Below are 16,721 nucleotides of genomic sequence, written 5' to 3' on the forward strand. Positions count from 1 at the left end.
TTTTTAAAGCCTGACCGGAATCCCCTTTTGGCTCAGGTACTGTTTTAGGTCTGGTATGGGGATTTCATTAAAATGGAATACGCTGGCAGCAAGGGCGGCATCGGCCTTGCCCTCCAGAAACGCATCGGCAAAATGCGCCCGGGTACCGGCTCCTCCCGAGGCGATTACAGGGACCGTGACCTCTTCCGACATCCGGGCCAGGGCTTCATTGGCAAAGCCATTTTTGGTCCCGTCGTGGTCCATGCTTGTGAAAAGCAGCTCCCCGGCACCCCGGTCTACCACTTCCCGTGCCCAGGAGAACAGTTCCACTTCGGTCGGTACTTTTCCGCCTACCAGGTGGATCAACCATTGCCCCTCCACCCACTTCGCGTCCAGGGCCACCACAATACACTGGGATCCGTATTTTTTGGCAAGGCTGTCTATCAGGTCCGGGTTGCGCACGGCAGCAGAATTAAGTGAAACTTTGTCTGCTCCGTTGTGTAAAAGGGTTTCCACATGGCTTTCGGAGGATATACCACCCCCAACCGTAAAGGGTATATCGATTTGCTCTGCTACATGCCGTACCAGTTCTGCAAGGGTTCCACGGTTTTCCTCAGTGGCGGCGATATCCAGGAATACGAGCTCATCTGCTCCCTGTCGGGCATAGGCTGCTGCCAGTTCTACCGGGTCGCCGGCATCCCTCAGGTCTACGAAATTGATCCCCTTTACCGTCCTGCCATCTTTGATATCGAGGCAGGGGATGATTCGCTTGGTTAGCATGTCTCCTCATTTTTTTGCTCCAGGTCTACCCCCTGATAAAAGCCGAGGTCCTGGTCCTGTTTGGCTTTAACCGCATAGGCTATCTGCCCGGTGTGGTAACTCAGGTGCTCCACAGCGTGCAGGACCATCCCGATCCCACTCATCCGGAACCCCTGTACGGTGCGTTCTTTCAGGTAGGCTTCTTCCCTGGAGTCACGGATCGTTTCCGTCACCGAGGCCACGGTTTCCAGGTACCTTTGCCAGGTTTCTTCCGGGGTCGGTTGTGCCTCCGGTTCAAATTCCAAATTCCTTTCCCGTACATCGGGCGCACCTCCCAACCCGCTTACCACATACTGCCGCATGTTCCCGCATAGGTGGAGTATTAGGTGACCCACAGCGTTGGAGGCCGGATTGGGTCGCCACCAAAAGGCGTTATCCGGCAGGTGTTCCAGGGCCTTTCGGATCATCCGGGTGGACTCCTCAATCCGGTATATGGCGTTCGACTTGAAATCGGCCAGCCATAGCTCTTCGGGTATTGCCTGGTTACTCATTGTTCCAGTTTAAAAGTTCTTTTAAAGGGATTCTACCCTCGTAGATGGCCTTCCCCACTATGGCTCCCTCGCAGCCTATAGCGGCCAGTTCACGGAGGTCTTCCGTGCTGCGGATTCCCCCGCTGGCAATCAGCCGGAGATCTTTCCCCGAGGCTGCAGCCAGGAGATCCCTGTAAAGCCCGGCAGCAGGGCCTTCCAGCATTCCGTCCTTGCTGATATCCGTACAGACCACATAGGAGAGGCCTTTGTCCAGGTATCCCATAACAAATGGCTCCAGGGCCAGGGAGCTGGATTCCTGCCAACCCGAAACCGCTATTTTGCCATTATGGGCATCCGCCCCGAGGATGATGCGCTCCCCTCCATGCCTGTTTACCCAACCCAGGAACGTCTCCGGGTCCTTTACGGCAATACTGCCGCCGGTAACCTGTGCAGCCCCGCATTCGAAGGCAATGCGGAGGTCATCTTCGGATTTAAGGCCGCCACCAAAATCGATTTTCAGCGAGGTATGGGCCGCGATCCGTTCCAGGACACGATGGTTTACCACGTGTGCCTGCCGGGCGCCATCGAGGTCTACCAGGTGCAGGTAAGCTACCCCGTGGTCTTCAAAGGCTTTTGCCATTTCCAGCGGATCCTCAGAATATGTTTTCTGGGTGGCATAGTCCCCTTTGGTAAGCCTCACGCATTTACCTCCAATGATATCAATAGCTGGGATGATCCTCATAGTTCAATAAAATTCTGAAGGATTTTGGCTCCTACCCTGCTGCTTTTCTCCGGATGGAATTGCACGCCGTAAAAGTTCTCCCGGGCAAGGGCTGCACTATACGCCAGCCCGTAATCGCTTTCTGCAACGGTTTCCGGGCAAAGGGGGGCATAGTAGCTATGGACCAGGTAGATATAAGAACCTTCCTCTACTCCTTTAAATAATGGGGATTTGAGGTTTGAAATGTTGTTCCATCCGATCTGGGGGACTTTGAGGCCAGGGGTAAACCGCCGCACGACTGTGTCGAATATACCAAGGCCGGGGGTATCCCCTTCCTCCGAATACCGGCACATAAGCTGCATGCCCAGGCAGATCCCCAAGACGGGTTGCTGTAATTCCGGAAGCAAAGTATCCAAACCTGAACGTTGGAGTTTAGCCATGGCGCTGGCAGCTTCCCCTACCCCCGGGAAAATAACCCGGTCTGCCCGGGAAATCCGCTCCGCACTGTCACTGAGTTCCGGGTGGATTCCCATGCGCTCGAAGGCAAAGCGAATACTCTGGATGTTTCCGGCTCCGTAATCAATTATTACTACGTCCATATTGCAGTTATAACAATCCCTTGGTAGAAGGCAGGACCATGCGGTCCGGATCCCGTTTTACCGCCATTTTAACCGCCTTGGCAAAAGCTTTGAAAATGGCTTCAATCTTATGGTGTTCATTCTGGCCTTCGGCCTGGATATTCAGGTTGGCCCTGGCACTGTCTGCAAAGGACTTGAAGAAGTGCATAAACATCTCCGTTGGCATGTCCCCTATTTTCTCGCGGCGGAAATCGGTGTCCCAGACCAACCAGCTGCGCCCACCGAAATCGAGGGCGACCTGGGCCAGGCAGTCGTCCATAGGCAGGGTAAACCCATAGCGTTCCATCCCCACCTTGGAACCTATTGCCCGGTCAAAAGCCTGGCCCAGGGCAATGGCCGTATCCTCTATGGTATGGTGTTCGTCTACGTGCAGGTCACCTTTCACCCGGATTCGCAGGTCCATCTGACCGTGACGTGCCAACTGATCCAACATATGGTCAAAAAAGGCCAGTCCGGTCTGGATATCACTCCTGCCGCTGCCATCGAGGTTCAGGTCTATCAGGATATCGGTTTCAGCGGTCTTGCGCTTCACTTCGGCTTTTCGGCTCCCAAGCTTCAGGAATTGGTAGATACCTTCCCAGTGAGCACCTTCCCAGGCAATGCTCGATTGGAGCTCATCCCCGGAAATCTGAACCTCCCCTGCCCCGAGCTGGGGGTGGCTGTTCAGGAACAGACCTTTAGCCCCTAGATTGCGGGCAAGTTCCATATCCGTAAGCCGGTCCCCAATCACATAGCTGCCTGCCAGGTCGTACTCGGGCCCGAAGTATTCCGTTAAAAGTCCTGTCCCGGGTTTACGGGTATCTGCACGGTCCGCCGGGAAGGTACGGTCTATATGGACCCCTTTGAAAAAGATCCCTTCTGCTTCAAATGCCTTTACCATAAAATCCTGGACCGGCCAGAAGGCCTCCTCTGGAAACGCCTGGGTACCCAAGCCGTCCTGGTTGGTGACCATAACCAGGTCATAATCGAGTTCCCGGACTAGACGACCCAGGTACCGGAAGACCCCCGGAAGGAAGTCGAGTTTCTCAAAGGAATCGATTTGTTCATCTTCCGGCTCGCGGATCAGGGTACCGTCCCGGTCGATAAACAGGATTTTACGCTTTTTCATTTTCGATGGATTTCAAACGATCAACTACAGCCATTAGGCGATTGTTTTCTTCAGGTGTACCTACTGTAATGCGAAGGGTGTTTTCACAACGTAACTGCCCGGAGCGGTTGCGAACCACAATGCCGGCATCCACAAGTTGGCGGTATCTCAGGGCGGCATCATCTACACGCACCAGGAGGAAATTGGCCTCAGACGGGAAGACTTTCTCCACTATAGGGCAGCGCTCAAAATAAGCAGCCAACCTGTTGCGCTCGGAGAGGATCACCTCCACATTGTGTTGGAATTGTGCCTTATCGCGAAGGGCTTCCAGGGCCCGGCGCTGGGTCAGTTCATTTACGTTGTAGGGGAGTTTAATCCGGTTCATATACCCTATGACCTCCGGGTGGGCCAGACACATCCCCAACCGGATACCAGCCATACCATAGGCCTTGGAAAGGGTCCTGGTAATAATCAGGTTGTCGTATTGTTCCAACCAACGTTCCAGACCAGGACCGGAAGCAAACTGTATGTAGGCCTCATCTACTACCACCAGCCCGGGAAAAGCATCCAGCAATTGCCGTACGCGGTCGGGTTCTGCTACATTTCCCGTAGGGTTGTTGGGGGAACACAGGAACAGGACCTTGGTCCGGGGGCCCGAAGCCTCCAGGATGGCCGGAACATCCGGTTGGAAGTCCGGGTCCAGGGGAACTTCAATATTCGTTATGGCATTGATGCCAGCCAACACCTTAAACATCCCGAAAGTGGGTGGCAGGGTTATAACAGCATCGGTATTGGGTTCACAAAATACCCGGAAAACCAGGTCGAGGACTTCATCGCTTCCGTTCCCAAGGAGCATATGCCCGGGGTCCACCCCCATTTGCGCCGCCAGGAGTGCTTTTAACTGGCGTTGTAAAGGGTCCGGGTACCGGTTGATCCCATTTTCGAACGGGCTCTCATTGGCGTCCAGCAGCACTACAGATTCCCCAGTCTCGCTGAATTCGCTTCGTGCGGAGGCATATGGGCTCAGCCCCTGAACCGTCTTTCGGACCCATCCCGAAATTCTACTGCTTTGCTTCATTGTCCTTTTCCTTTGTTTTCGAGGTACTGTAAGCGGAGGGTAACCGCATTGCGGTGGGCCTCCAGGCCTTCGGCTGCAGCCATGGTTTCAATGGCCGGTCCCAGTCCGCGAATCCCTTCCGCGCTAATGCGCTGGTAGGTAATGGCTTTTGTGAAATGATCCAGGTTTACCCCGCTGTACTGCCGGGCATAGCCATTAGTGGGCAGGGTATGGTTGGTGCCCGAGGCATAGTCCCCTGCACTCTCCGGTGTGTAATTCCCCAGGAATACGGAACCGGCGTGGCGCAGCCCCTCCAGGAGGTAGTCTTCTTCCCTGTGGGCGATAATCAGGTGTTCCGGGGCATAGGCGTTGACCATATCGCAAAGTTGTTCCCGGTTGCGCAGGAGGATGGCTCTGCTATTACCCAGGGCTTTGGACGCAATTTCCCGCCTGGGAAGTTCCGGTAGTTGCCGCGCAATGGCCTGGTTCACCAGTTCCGGCAATGTCTCGTTGTCTGTAAGTAATAGTACCTGGCTGTCCGGGCCGTGTTCCGCCTGGCTGAGCAGGTCTGCCGCTATGAATTCCGGTTGGGCTGTGGCGTCGGCAACCACGAGTAACTCGCTGGGGCCTGCCGGCATATCGATGGCAACACCCAACCGGGTAGCCCACTGTTTGGCCTGGGTTACATATTGATTCCCGGGACCGAAAATTTTATGAACGGCGGGGATGGATTCCGTGCCCAGGGTAAGGGCTGCAACGGCCTGGATCCCTCCTGCTGTACACACGGTAGTTACGCCGCATTTAAGGGCGGCATAGCAAATGGCAGGGTGCAGGGTGCCATCGGCCCCGGGAGGCGAACAAAGCACTATTTCAGGACAGCCCGCAATCCGGGCCGGAAGGGCCAGCATAAGGACTGTGGAAAACAAGGGGGCACTCCCCCCGGGGATGTAGATCCCCACTTTTTCCAGGGGTTTCTTTTCCTGCCAGCACATGACCCCCGGACAGGTTTCCACCGACACCCTATCCGTACGCTGGGCCAGGTGGAAGGCCTCAATATTTCCGTAAGCCGTATCGATGGCTTCCTTCAACTCCGGATCCAACTCGTCGGCCCTAGCCTGAAGGGCAGGCCTCTCGAGCCGCAGGGATTCCAAAGCGACCTTATCATACAAACGGGTGTACTCCAGTACAGCCGAATCTCCCTTTTGCCTTACATTTTCAAAAACCTCCTGCACCAGGGCATCCATGGAGCTCTGGTCTTCCTTGGGGCGTTCCAAAAGCGCTGGCCAGGAGTCTTTTAAAGGGTACTTGATTATGTTCATCCTCCCCATAGCTAGACCACCATTTTTTCGATGGGACATACCAGGATCCCTTCTGCCCCCGCCTGTTTAACCTGGTCCAGGACTTCCCAAAAGCGCTCCTGCGGAATTACCGTATGTACGGAGCTCCACCCCTCTTCTGCCAGAGGAAGTACCGTGGGGCTTCGCATACCCGGAAGCAGCCGGATAATTTCCTGTAGTTTGCCATCCGGCACGTTCATCAGGACATACCGGTTGTCCCGGGCGCGCAGGACAGACCTGATCCTGAAACGGAGTTGCTCCAGGATGGCAGCCTGCTTTTCCCCTATGTGGGGGGAAACGGCCAGTACGGCTTCGCTTCGCATAATGACATCCACTTCCTTCAAGTTGTTTTTAAACAGGGTGCTACCGCTGGAGACGATATCGCAAATCGCATCGGCCAGCCCGATATTCGGGGCTATTTCCACGGACCCGTTAATGATGTGCATCTCTGCTTTAACCCCATTAGCATCTAGGAAATGGGACAGGGTATTGGGGTAAGAGGTCGCGATCCGTTTGCCTTGAAGGTCGGCGGGGCTTTTGTACCCGGAACCCTTGGGAACGGCAACGGAAACTTTGCATTTGGAAAAGCCCAGTTTCTCGGCAACTTCCAGGTCCTGCCCTTTTTCAAAGAGGACGTTTTCCCCGATAATGGCAATATCTACGACCCCATCCCGCAGGTATTGGGGAATATCCCCGTTGCGCAGGTAGAATACTTCCAGGGGGAAATTGCGGGCGGAAGCCCTGAGCTGGTCCTTCCCGTTATCTATGGGGACTCCGCAGTCCTTCAGAATCCGAAGGGAATCTTCATTGAGCCTGCCACTTTTCTGTACTGCTATTTTAATGGTATCCATCAGGTGAATTAAGTTGAAATAAAAAAACCCGCTTGATCGCTCAAACGGGTTTGGAATATGGTGGAATCACAGCATAGTTCGCTACCTCGCCTGAGCGTGGGAGTCGTGGTGGTGATGTGATTTTTTATTAAGCATAACGGGTGTAAAAATAAGGCAAAGTTTTGAAAACAAAAACAGGAAATGCTTAATTATTCCCAAGGATAATTGGTAATCCACTTTCCCCACCGCCTACCACTATCACCTTGGAATTGGGCGACTCGGAGAGTTTCAATGTAGCTTCTATACCCTTGTCTGTCAGGATTTTATCAGTAAGCGAAGCGCTGAGGATCCTGTTGGCATCCGCTTTCCCCTGGGCTTCGATCCGCTGCCGCTCGGCTTCCTTTTCGGCACTAACCAGCCTGAATTCATATTCCAGAGACTGTTGTTCCTGGCGGAGTTTGCGCTCAATGGCCTCTTTGATGGTTTCCGGGAGGGTTACATCCCGTACTAGGACTTCATTGAGTTGGATGTACTGGTCCTCCACGATCTTCCGGGTTTCTTCAAAGATTTCAGCCTGGATGGCATCCCTCTTGGTGGAATAAAGCTGTTCCGGGGTGTAGCGCCCTACCACGGAACGGGCGGCAGAGCGTATGGCTGGCAACAGGATACGATCCTTGTATTCCTCGCTTTTCTCCTTGTGGAGTTTCCCCAAATCGTTGTACTTCGGTTGGAACCAGGCCGAGGCATCCAATTGGATATCCAGGCCATTGCTGGAGAGCACTTTCATCTTTTCGTATACCTCCTGCTGGCGCACCTCATAAATATAGACTTTGTTCCAGGGGGCCACCAGGTGGAAGCCTTCCCCCAACGGCGGTTGGTCGGTCACCACCCCGTCGCCAAAGGTGCGGTACAGTACACCGGCTTCTCCGGAACCGACCGTTATGGCCGATTTGGATACCAGGATAATCAGGAAAATAAAGGCCAGGATGGCCGGGAGGGCTATTTTAGGTAATCTGTCCATAGGATTTTAAGTTTTATAAGTTTCCGTTGTATTTGCGCAGGAACCACTCCAGTCCCAGGCTGATCACTACCAGGGCAAGCAACCATTTGTAGTCGATTAAAGATACGACAATCCGCTGGTTCTCCTGAGTGGGCCTGTAACGGGGGTTGGCCAGCAGACTATCCCGTAGCACCGGCAACTGGTCCGGGAAGTAGGCGCTTCCGCCTGTAGATTCGGCCAATTGAAACAACCTTCCCGAATCTGCCCCTGGTTGCAGGGTCTCCGGATCCGTATCGGTAATGGTGAAACGCCCACTTCGCTCAATGCCACTGTCCTTTTCCCTGACGGTAAAGGAATATTCCCCTGCAGGCCATTCCCCCAGCAGGGCCTCATAATAGCCGGTACGCAGGCCCATGGGCACGGTTTGGGGTGTTCGGCTGCCTTCGGGGCGTATCTCCAGGGTAAGGGAGGCATTGGGCTCGAAGGCAAAGGTCTGGTCATAAAACCGCGCCCTCACATAAGCGACACCCATGCCTTCATAAAGCGGTTCATAATCGAGGGAGAGGCGGCTGCCGGTTTCTCCGGAAGTCAGAAAGCGTATGAGTTTACTGGTGAGGGCATCAAATGCATCGAAATCCCCGTTGAGGCGATAGGAAGCCAGGCGCCATTTCCAATACCCCGTTCCCATCCAAAGGATGCCTGGGGTGTCCCCTTTTATAAGTGCTACCAAGGGTTCACCCAGCTCAAGACCTCTAACCCGTTGCCCCAGAAGGGTCTGATGTTCCGGGCTGATGGTAACGCTTCCCAGGATCCCCTCCAGGGGTGGGTACTGCCCTACTTCCCAGGGCCCCGGGTCAAAATAGGAAAACCCGGCATCCGGGGAAGGAAAAAGGGCTTCATCGGGCCCTGGGTCCTCCAGGGCAAAGCGGATCTGAGCCCGATTAAGCCAGCCCCAGTCCGTGCCCGGGCCTGTTACCATCCAGGTAGGGATCCGGCTATTGTTCAGCGTTTCCATGAGGGGCGCAAATCCCCGGTCGGGAAGGAACAGGATCAACAGGTCGGCACCGTCGAGTGTTGCCAAGGTTTCCCCTGGGGTTTGTATGCGAAAGGACCGCTGCTGGTTTGAAGCGATACTTCTTCGCAATGCCCCGAAATCCGGATGGTTTTTAGTAGCGACCAACCGGATGTCTATCCGCTCGTCTACCACTTCAAACCCACGCTGTACCTGATTGTTGGCGACATTGCGTTCGCCATCCACGGGAAGGAGTAGTGCCCGAAGCCTGTGGGAACCTACCTCCCGGGCCTGGAGCTGTATTTCTGTACGGATGCTTCCCCTACCGGCATCCAGGGTGATGGTCTCCTCAAATACCAGTTTGTCATTGTCGTAGACGCGCAGGTGCGATTCGCCCGGTGCTTTCCCTTTGTAGGACCAAAGGATTTCAACCGGATACCGGTTGTCCAAAAAAACATAGCGGTTCACATTAAGAGCATCAATCCTCAAATCCCGGTATTGGGTAGTGTCCCCTACGATTATCGGATACACCGAAACCGGGTTCCGCCCGGCATATTCATACCCTGCCGCGCCGGCACTCTGGTTCCCGTCCGTAGCCAGGATCACACTTGATGCCCGGGAAACAGCGGCCTGGTTTATCTGCCTGAGTGCGCCCGATATTTCGCTTCTGGAATCCTCAAAGGTAAGGCTGTCTGCCTCCCGCAAGTCGCTTCCAAAGCTCATGACCCTGATCTCGAACCGATCCTGTAGCCGGGCATCCGCCTCGAAGAAATCCCGAACGGCTGCAACGGCCTCCTGGCCAAATCCGGGAGCAATGGACTTACTGTTATCCAGAAGCACGAAAAGCTGGTGTTTCCGCGTACTGGACTGGTTTTTGACTACTTCCGGGTTAGCCAGTAACAAGAGTAAACCAAAAACAGAAAGGAAGCGAAGGAGGGCCAATACATGCCTGTGGGGTTGCCTTGGGCCCCCATTGTAATAGAGAAACCATACCCACCCCAGGCTAAGCGCCACACAAATCAAAATCCAGAAGAGCGGGGTATCGGGCATTCCCTCGTGTTTCTTTTATAAGGGTTGCAGATGCCGGTCTACCTGCCGGTCTACGAACAGAACCAGCAAACAGGCTAGCAACACAATCCCTACATAGCCCAAGAGCATATACATCAGATTAACGTTTCGCTTGGTAACTCGCCCAGATTCCACCGGCAAACCGGCAGGGCCCGGGTAACCGTCAGGTGAGCATGCCCCCATCCACATGGAGAACCTGCCCGGTAACATAAGCCGACAGATCCGAAGCCAGGAATAGGCACGCATTGGCCACGTCCTCGGGTGTCCCACCACGTTTAAGCGGGATGGCATCCCTCCAGCCCTGCACGGTTTTCTCGTCGAGCTTGTCGGTCATTTCTGTTTCGATAAAGCCAGGGGCAATGGCGTTGCACCGGATATTGCGGGAGCCGAGTTCCAGGGCTACACTCTTGGTAAACCCAATCATCCCTGCCTTAGAGGCAGCGTAATTGGCCTGTCCCGCATTCCCCTTGACCCCTACCACACTGCTCATATTCACAATTGAGCCACTGCGTTGTTTCAGGAACGTTCTCTGGATGGCCTTGGTCATATTGAAGATGGACTTCAGGTTTACTTCTATAACCTGGTCGAAATCTGCCTCGCTCATCCGCATCAGCAGGTTGTCCTTGGTAATCCCCGCATTGTTCACGAGAATATCCACACCGCCGAAATCCTCCAGAACCTGGTTTACCAGGGCCTCTGCCTGCTCAAAACTGGCGGCATCGGATTTGTATGCCTTGGCTTTTACGCCATAACCCTCCAGTTCCTTTTGTAGTTCCAGGGCAGGCCCTTCACTGCTGCTGTAGGTAAAGGCAACATCGGCACCGTGGCCGGCAAAGACAACGGCTATTCCCTTTCCGATTCCCCGGCTTGCACCGGTTATAATGGCTTTTTTTCCTTCGAGGATTTTCATCGATTCTGTCGTTTTGGTTGGATGTATATCAAAGATAGCGCGGATTGTACCGCTGCGCAATAAAAAATCCCGCCAGGGGCGGGACTTTATTAATCTTTTAACGGGCTCAGGAAAGCACTTCCTTCACCTTAATACCGATTTCCGCAGGCGAATCCACCACATGGATGCCGCACTCGCGCATAATCCGTTTTTTGGCCTGGGCTGTGTCGTCCGAGCCGCCTACAATGGCACCGGCGTGGCCCATAGTCCTGCCGGCAGGAGCCGTTTCTCCGGCGATAAAGCCAACCACGGGCTTCGCACTGCCGCTCTCCTTATACCAACGGGCTGCCTCGGCTTCGAGTTGCCCTCCAATTTCTCCGATCATGACTACACATTCGGTTTCCGGATCCCCAATGAGCAATTCCAGCGCCTCCCGGGTGGTAGTGCCGATAATGGGGTCGCCACCAATCCCAATAGCTGTTGTGATGCCCAGACCCTGGCGTACCACCTGATCTGCGGCTTCATAAGTAAGCGTTCCGGATTTTGAGACGATACCCACGGCACCTTTCTCAAAAACAAAGCCAGGCATGATGCCCACCTTGGCTTCCCCGGGGGTGATGACACCCGGGCAGTTGGGGCCCACCAGACGGGCACCTCTCTTCTTCACATAGTCATACGCCTTGATCATATCGGCAACAGGGATACCCTCGGTGATGGTAATGATAACCCCAATCCCCGCATTGGCAGCCTCCATGATCGCATCGGCGGCAAAGGCCGGGGGGACGAAGATAATGGCAGTATCTGCTCCTGTTTCCTTAACCGCGTCCTCTACCGTATTGAAAACCGGCTTCCCCAGGTGTTGCTGCCCTCCCTTTCCAGGGGTTACACCTCCTACAATATTGGTTCCGTATTCGATCATTTGCTCGGCATGGAAAGTACCTTCACTGCCGGTAAAACCCTGCACGATAATCCTGGAATCCTTATTGACTAATACGCTCATTCGCTTTCGATTTGGTTTGCACAAAAATAGGCCTTCTTATGGGAAAGGCCCTGAGTGATTTACTGTTTTTTCAATTGCTGCATCAGGGAAGGCAGTTGGCGCACGGCGGCCAGCTCCTTCAGGCGCTCCCGTGCCTCCTCCACAGGGCTCCCGAAATACGTCTTCCCCCCTTGCAGCGATTTGGAGATGCCGGTCTGTGCGAGGACAATTGCGCCTTTTCCGATGGTGATGGCGCTGGTAACCCCCACCTGACCCCAGAGGGTAACCTGGTCTTCGATAACGACGCATCCCGCAATCCCCGTTTGGGAGGCTATCAGACAATCCTTGCCGATAACCGTATCATGGCCTACATGCACCTGGTTATCCAGCTTGCTGCCCTTGCCGATGGTCGTATCTCCTGTCACACCGCGGTCAATCGTACATAGGGCGCCCAATTCCACGTCGTCTTCCAGTACCACGCGACCCCCGGAACGGAGTCGGTCGTACCCATCAGGTCGCTTCTTGTAGTAGAAGGCATCTGAGCCAACAATGGTACCGGATTGGACCACCACCCGATCTCCCAGCACACAATGAGCGCCGATAACCGCATTGGGGTGGATCACACAATCCTTCCCGATTACGGCGTGTTCCCCGACCACTACCTGCGGGCCCAGGGAGGTACCGGAACCAATCTTTGCCGTAGGGGCAATGGCAGCTGCGGCCTGGCGGAAAGGCCGGAAGTGCATAGTCAGCGCATTAAAATCTCGAAAAGGGTCGTCGGACAAAAGCAAGGCCTTGCCTTCCGGACACGCAACCTCTTTGTTGATGAGTATAACCGTGGCTTTGGAAGAAAGGGCTTTGTCGTAGTATTTGGGGTGGTCCACAAAAACGATGTCGCCCGGTTCCACTACATGAATTTCATTCATGCCAGTTATCGGGAATTCTGCGGGCCCGTCGTACCGGGCACCGATCAGATCCGCTATTTCGGAAAGGGTATGCGGCCTGGGAAATCGCATGGCTACTCCTTGGCGCGTTCCATGTAGGAACCGTTGGAAGTGTCTATCTTGATCCGGTCCCCTTCATTGATAAACAGGGGCACATTGATGCGCGCACCTGTTTCCACTGTCGCGGGTTTGGTAGCGTTCGTTGCCGTATTGCCCTTAACCCCGGGTTCGGCATGTATGACCTCCAGGATCACACTGGCCGGCATATCTACGGAAAGGGGCATGCTGTCCTCCGTATTAAACATGATGGTAACTACTTCCCCTTCCTTCATCAGTTCCGGTGCATCCAGGACGCCCCGTTGCAGGGCTATCTGGTTGTAGTCATCGGTATTCATAAAGTGGAAGGTATCCCCCTCGCTGTAGAGGAACTGGTAGGAGCGCGTTTCAACGCGGACGTCCTCTATTTTGTGCCCTGCCGAAAACGTATTGTCAATGACCTTTCCTGTGGTTAGGCTCTTGAGTTTGGTGCGTACAAAGGCCGGGCCTTTCCCGGGCTTGACGTGCAGGAATTCGATTATCTTAAAGATATCGTTGTTATAACGGATGCAGAGACCCTTGCGAATATCGGATGTACTTGCCATAAGTTAGTTGTTACTGAAATATCCCTTCATAATACCGCGTTGGGAATCGCGGATAAATTGTAAAATTTCGTCCCTTTCGGGTGTCGCTTCCATTTCCGCCTCAATGATCTGGACGGCCTGGGTATTGTTGTAATTCCGCTGGTACAGGATGCGATAAATGTTCTGGATCTCCCGTATTTTCTCGGTGGTAAACCCACGCCTTCTGAGGCCCACGGAATTGATACCCACATAGGACATGGGTTCCCGGGCACCTTTAACAAAGGGAGGGACGTCCTTGCGCACCAGCGAACCGCCGGTTACAAAGGCATGGCTGCCTACAGAGACAAACTGCTGCACGGCCACCATCCCGGCCAGAACCACGTAATTCCCTATGGTAACATGCCCCGCCAGGGTTGTATTGTTTGAAAAAATGCAGTTATTGCCTACTACACAATCGTGGGCAACATGGCAATAGGCCATAACGAGGCAGTTTTTGCCAATAACGGTTTTCATCCGGTCTGAAGTGCCCTTGTTGATGGTAGCACATTCCCGTATGGTCACGTTATTTCCGATCTCTACCGTGGTGTCCTCACCATTGTATTTGAGATCCTGGGGCGGGGCCGATATCACGGCACCTGGGAAAATATTGCAGTTCTTGCCTATACGCGCCCCTTCCATAATGGTCACATTAGACCCAATCCAGGTCCCCTCCCCTATGGTTACGTTATTGTGGATCGTTGCAAAAGGCTCGATAACCACGTTTTTGGCAATTTTGGCACCGGGGTGCACATAGGCCAGTGGCTGGTTCATACTAATCGTTTTTGGTTTTGACGATCTGGGCCATGAGTTCCGCCTCTGAAACCAACTTTCCGTTGGCATAGGCATAGGCCTGCATGTGGCAGATGCCGCGACGTATGGGCGACATCAGATCGCATTTGAAAATAAGGGTATCCCCCGGCACCACCTGCTGCTTAAACTTCACATTGTCTATCTTCATAAAGTAGGTGAGGTAGTTCTCGGGATCGGGGACCGTACTCAAAACGAGAATCCCCCCGGTTTGTGCCATGGCTTCGACCTGCAGTACCCCGGGCATTACCGGGGCACCCGGAAAGTGGCCGACGAAAAAGGGCTCGTTCATGGTGACGTTCTTAACCCCTACCACGTGCTTGTCGGACAGCTCCAGGATTTTGTCCACCAACAGGAAAGGTGGCCGGTGTGGCAGCATGCCCATAATTTGGGTAACATCCATCAGCGGCGCCTTGTTCAGATCGTATTTAGGTACCTTGTTGCGCTTCTCCAACTTGATGATCTTCGCCAGTTTCTTGGCAAACTGGGTGTTGACGTAGTGGCCGGGCTTATTGGCGATGACTTTTCCCTGGATCCGGCTGCCGATCAGGGCCAGGTCCCCGATCACGTCCAGCAACTTGTGCCGGGCGGCTTCATTGGGGTGGTGAAGGGTCAGGTTATCCAGGATGCCGTTGGGCTTAACCGATAACTTTTCTTTTTTAAATGCCTTTTGCAGCTTCACCATGGTGGCCTCGGAAATTTCCTTGTCGACGTAGACGATGGCATTGTTCAGGTCCCCGCCTTTGATGAGGCCGTGTTCGAGCAACATCTCCAACTCGTGCAGGAAACTGAAAGTCCTGGAATCTGAGATTTCGGCCTTAAAATCGGAAAGGCGCTCGAGGGTGGCGTTCTGCGTACCCAGTACTTTGGTGCCAAAATCGACCATGGTGGTGACCTGGTATTCTTCCGAGGGGATTACGGTGATCTCACTTCCTGTGGCTTCATCCCGGTAGGTTATGACATCCTTTACCACATACACCTCGCGTTCGGCTTCCTGTTCCACGATCCCCGCTTTTTCGAGGGCTTCCACAAAATATTTGGAAGAACCGTCCATGATAGGGGGTTCCGGGGCGTCTAGCTCGATCATCACGTTATCGATCTCCAGGCCAACAAGGGCTGCCAGCACATGTTCGGAGGTCTGGATCTTTACCCCGCGCTTTTCCAGGTTGGTACCGCGTTGGGTATTAATGACATAATTGGCATCCGCCTCAATGATAGGCTCCCCTTCCAGGTCTACCCGTTTAAAGGCATACCCGTGGTTTTCAGGGGCAGGGACAAACTTCATGGTCACGTTCTCACCGGTGTGGAGCCCCACCCCGGTCAGCGTAATTTCCTTTGCAATGGTCCTTTGCTTGGTCATAGTCCTGCTTACGATTTCGGTTTTTCAAGATCCGAGATGCGGTTTACCAGCTTCGGCAGATTCTTGAAATGGACATAAGATTTATTGTAGTCGGCGTATCCGAGGGCAGGAGACCCCTGCAACACTTCGTCTGCCTTAACATTTCGGGTAATTCCGGACTGGGCCTGGATCTTTACACGGTCCCCTATCACGATATGGCCCACGATCCCAACCTGCCCGCCAATCATACAGTGCTTTCCTATTTTGGTAGACCCGGCAACCCCTGTTTGGGCGGCGATGGCAGTATGTTCGCCAATTTCAACGTTATGGGCAATCTGGATCTGGTTGTCCAGCTTAACTCCCCTTCTCAGAATCGTAGACCCCAGGGTAGCCCGGTCTATGGTTGTACCGGCACCAACGTCCACAAAATCTTCCAGAATCACATTCCCCGTTTGGGGTACGCGGGCTAATTCCCCGTTTTCGTCCGGGGCAAACCCAAAACCGTCTGCGCCAATGACCGCACCGCTATGGATAACACAGCCCTTCCCGATTACGGTTTCCGAGTAAATCTTGGCTCCCGCAAAGACCACGGTGTCGTCCCCAATGGTGACGTTGTCGCCGATATAGACATTGGGATAGACCTTAACATTGTCCCCAATGGTAACGTTATTCCCTAAATAGGCAAAGGCCCCGAGGTAAAAGTCGACCCCGTAGGCAGCTGTATCGGAAACGTAAACCGGCGATTCTATGCCGAGTTTGTTGTTTTTTACCTGGTTGTAGTACGAGAGTAACTTGGAGAAGGATTTATAGGCGTCGTCTACCTTAATGAGGGTGGACTGCACCCTTTGCTCCGGTACAAAATCCTTGTTTACAATAATTACCGAAGCCCTGGTGCTGTACACATAGGGCGTGTATTTGGGGTTGGCCAGGAAGGTGAGCGAACCGGCGGTGCCCTCCTCTATTTTTGCCAATTTATGGACAGCAATTTCGGGGTTGCCCTCCACTTCGCCTTCAAGGATGCCCGCGATCTGACTGGCCGTGAATTCCAAAGGTTAAGGAGCTTTGTGTTTAAAGTGAAGCAAAAGT

Annotated in this window: 17 protein-coding genes; all 17 read right to left on the reverse strand. The window is 53.8% G+C overall.

Translation table 11 applies throughout. The features are described 5' to 3' along the window. Window positions 1-3 precede the first annotated feature (3 nt). The 17 genes from hisF to lpxD all read right to left on the reverse strand — a co-directional run bounded on the left by hisF (window position 4) and on the right by lpxD (window position 16,684). The gene (gene hisF, locus CA832_RS08675) at window positions 4-759 is read right to left on the reverse strand and encodes an imidazole glycerol phosphate synthase subunit HisF (protein ID WP_088341180.1); all 756 of its coding nucleotides are present in this window, start codon (window positions 757-759) and stop codon (window positions 4-6) included. Then, window positions 753-1,289, reverse strand: a complete 537-nt coding sequence (locus tag CA832_RS08680; protein WP_088341181.1) for a DinB family protein — start codon at window positions 1,287-1,289, stop codon at window positions 753-755. Before CA832_RS08680 ends, hisF begins: the two co-directional genes overlap by 7 nt. Beyond that, window positions 1,282-2,010 carry a 1-(5-phosphoribosyl)-5-[(5-phosphoribosylamino)methylideneamino]imidazole-4-carboxamide isomerase gene (hisA, locus tag CA832_RS08685; protein ID WP_088341182.1) on the reverse strand — a complete coding sequence of 243 codons (729 nt, stop codon included), beginning with the start codon at window positions 2,008-2,010 and terminating at the stop codon, window positions 1,282-1,284. The genes CA832_RS08680 and hisA overlap by 8 nt, the downstream gene beginning before the upstream one ends. Next, on the reverse strand, window positions 2,007-2,588 hold the full coding sequence (gene hisH, locus CA832_RS08690) for an imidazole glycerol phosphate synthase subunit HisH (protein WP_088341183.1): 582 nt from the start codon (window positions 2,586-2,588) through the stop codon (window positions 2,007-2,009). The genes hisA and hisH overlap by 4 nt, the downstream gene beginning before the upstream one ends. A 7-nt stretch (window positions 2,589-2,595) precedes the next feature. Then, complete coding sequence (hisB, locus tag CA832_RS08695; RefSeq protein ID WP_088341184.1) at window positions 2,596-3,735, reverse strand: bifunctional histidinol-phosphatase/imidazoleglycerol-phosphate dehydratase HisB; 1,140 nt, start codon at window positions 3,733-3,735, stop codon at window positions 2,596-2,598. Next, complete coding sequence (hisC, locus tag CA832_RS08700; protein WP_088341185.1) at window positions 3,722-4,792, reverse strand: histidinol-phosphate transaminase; 1,071 nt, start codon at window positions 4,790-4,792, stop codon at window positions 3,722-3,724. The genes hisB and hisC overlap by 14 nt, the downstream gene beginning before the upstream one ends. After that, complete coding sequence (gene hisD, locus CA832_RS08705) at window positions 4,789-6,090, reverse strand: histidinol dehydrogenase (protein WP_088341423.1); 1,302 nt, start codon at window positions 6,088-6,090, stop codon at window positions 4,789-4,791. The genes hisC and hisD overlap by 4 nt, the downstream gene beginning before the upstream one ends. Window positions 6,091-6,101: 11 nt before the next feature. Further along, a complete protein-coding gene (gene hisG / locus CA832_RS08710) occupies window positions 6,102-6,959 on the reverse strand; it encodes an ATP phosphoribosyltransferase (RefSeq protein ID WP_088341186.1) in 858 nt (285 codons plus the stop codon). A gap of 184 nt (window positions 6,960-7,143) precedes the next feature. After that, complete coding sequence (locus tag CA832_RS08715) at window positions 7,144-7,959, reverse strand: prohibitin family protein (RefSeq protein WP_088341187.1); 816 nt, start codon at window positions 7,957-7,959, stop codon at window positions 7,144-7,146. Between the two features lie 13 nt (window positions 7,960-7,972). After that, the gene (locus CA832_RS08720; RefSeq protein WP_143542359.1) at window positions 7,973-10,000 is read right to left on the reverse strand and encodes a vWA domain-containing protein; all 2,028 of its coding nucleotides are present in this window, start codon (window positions 9,998-10,000) and stop codon (window positions 7,973-7,975) included. A 181-nt stretch (window positions 10,001-10,181) separates the two neighbouring features. Then, window positions 10,182-10,928, reverse strand: coding sequence for a 3-oxoacyl-[acyl-carrier-protein] reductase (gene fabG, locus CA832_RS08725; RefSeq protein ID WP_088341189.1), 747 nt, complete (start codon window positions 10,926-10,928; stop codon window positions 10,182-10,184). A 106-nt stretch (window positions 10,929-11,034) separates the two neighbouring features. Beyond that, a complete protein-coding gene (gene sucD / locus CA832_RS08730; protein ID WP_088341190.1) occupies window positions 11,035-11,907 on the reverse strand; it encodes a succinate--CoA ligase subunit alpha in 873 nt (290 codons plus the stop codon). A 59-nt stretch (window positions 11,908-11,966) separates the two neighbouring features. Further along, entirely contained in the window at window positions 11,967-12,902 is a 936-nt protein-coding gene (locus CA832_RS08735; protein ID WP_088341191.1) for a UDP-3-O-(3-hydroxymyristoyl)glucosamine N-acyltransferase, read from the reverse strand. A 2-nt stretch (window positions 12,903-12,904) separates the two neighbouring features. Further along, complete coding sequence (gene efp / locus CA832_RS08740) at window positions 12,905-13,471, reverse strand: elongation factor P (RefSeq protein WP_088341192.1); 567 nt, start codon at window positions 13,469-13,471, stop codon at window positions 12,905-12,907. A gap of 3 nt (window positions 13,472-13,474) precedes the next feature. Further along, window positions 13,475-14,260, reverse strand: coding sequence for an acyl-ACP--UDP-N-acetylglucosamine O-acyltransferase (gene lpxA, locus CA832_RS08745; RefSeq protein WP_088341193.1), 786 nt, complete (start codon window positions 14,258-14,260; stop codon window positions 13,475-13,477). A gap of 1 nt (window position 14,261) precedes the next feature. After that, window positions 14,262-15,656 (reverse strand): bifunctional UDP-3-O-[3-hydroxymyristoyl] N-acetylglucosamine deacetylase/3-hydroxyacyl-ACP dehydratase, encoded by a 1,395-nt coding sequence (locus CA832_RS08750; protein ID WP_088341194.1) that lies wholly within the window; start codon window positions 15,654-15,656, stop codon window positions 14,262-14,264. Window positions 15,657-15,664: 8 nt separating this feature from the next. Then, entirely contained in the window at window positions 15,665-16,684 is a 1,020-nt protein-coding gene (gene lpxD / locus CA832_RS08755; protein WP_088341195.1) for a UDP-3-O-(3-hydroxymyristoyl)glucosamine N-acyltransferase, read from the reverse strand. Window positions 16,685-16,721 lie beyond the last annotated feature (37 nt).

Source organism: Robiginitalea sediminis (genome assembly GCF_002198115.1).
Classification (GTDB): domain Bacteria; phylum Bacteroidota; class Bacteroidia; order Flavobacteriales; family Flavobacteriaceae; genus Robiginitalea; species Robiginitalea sediminis.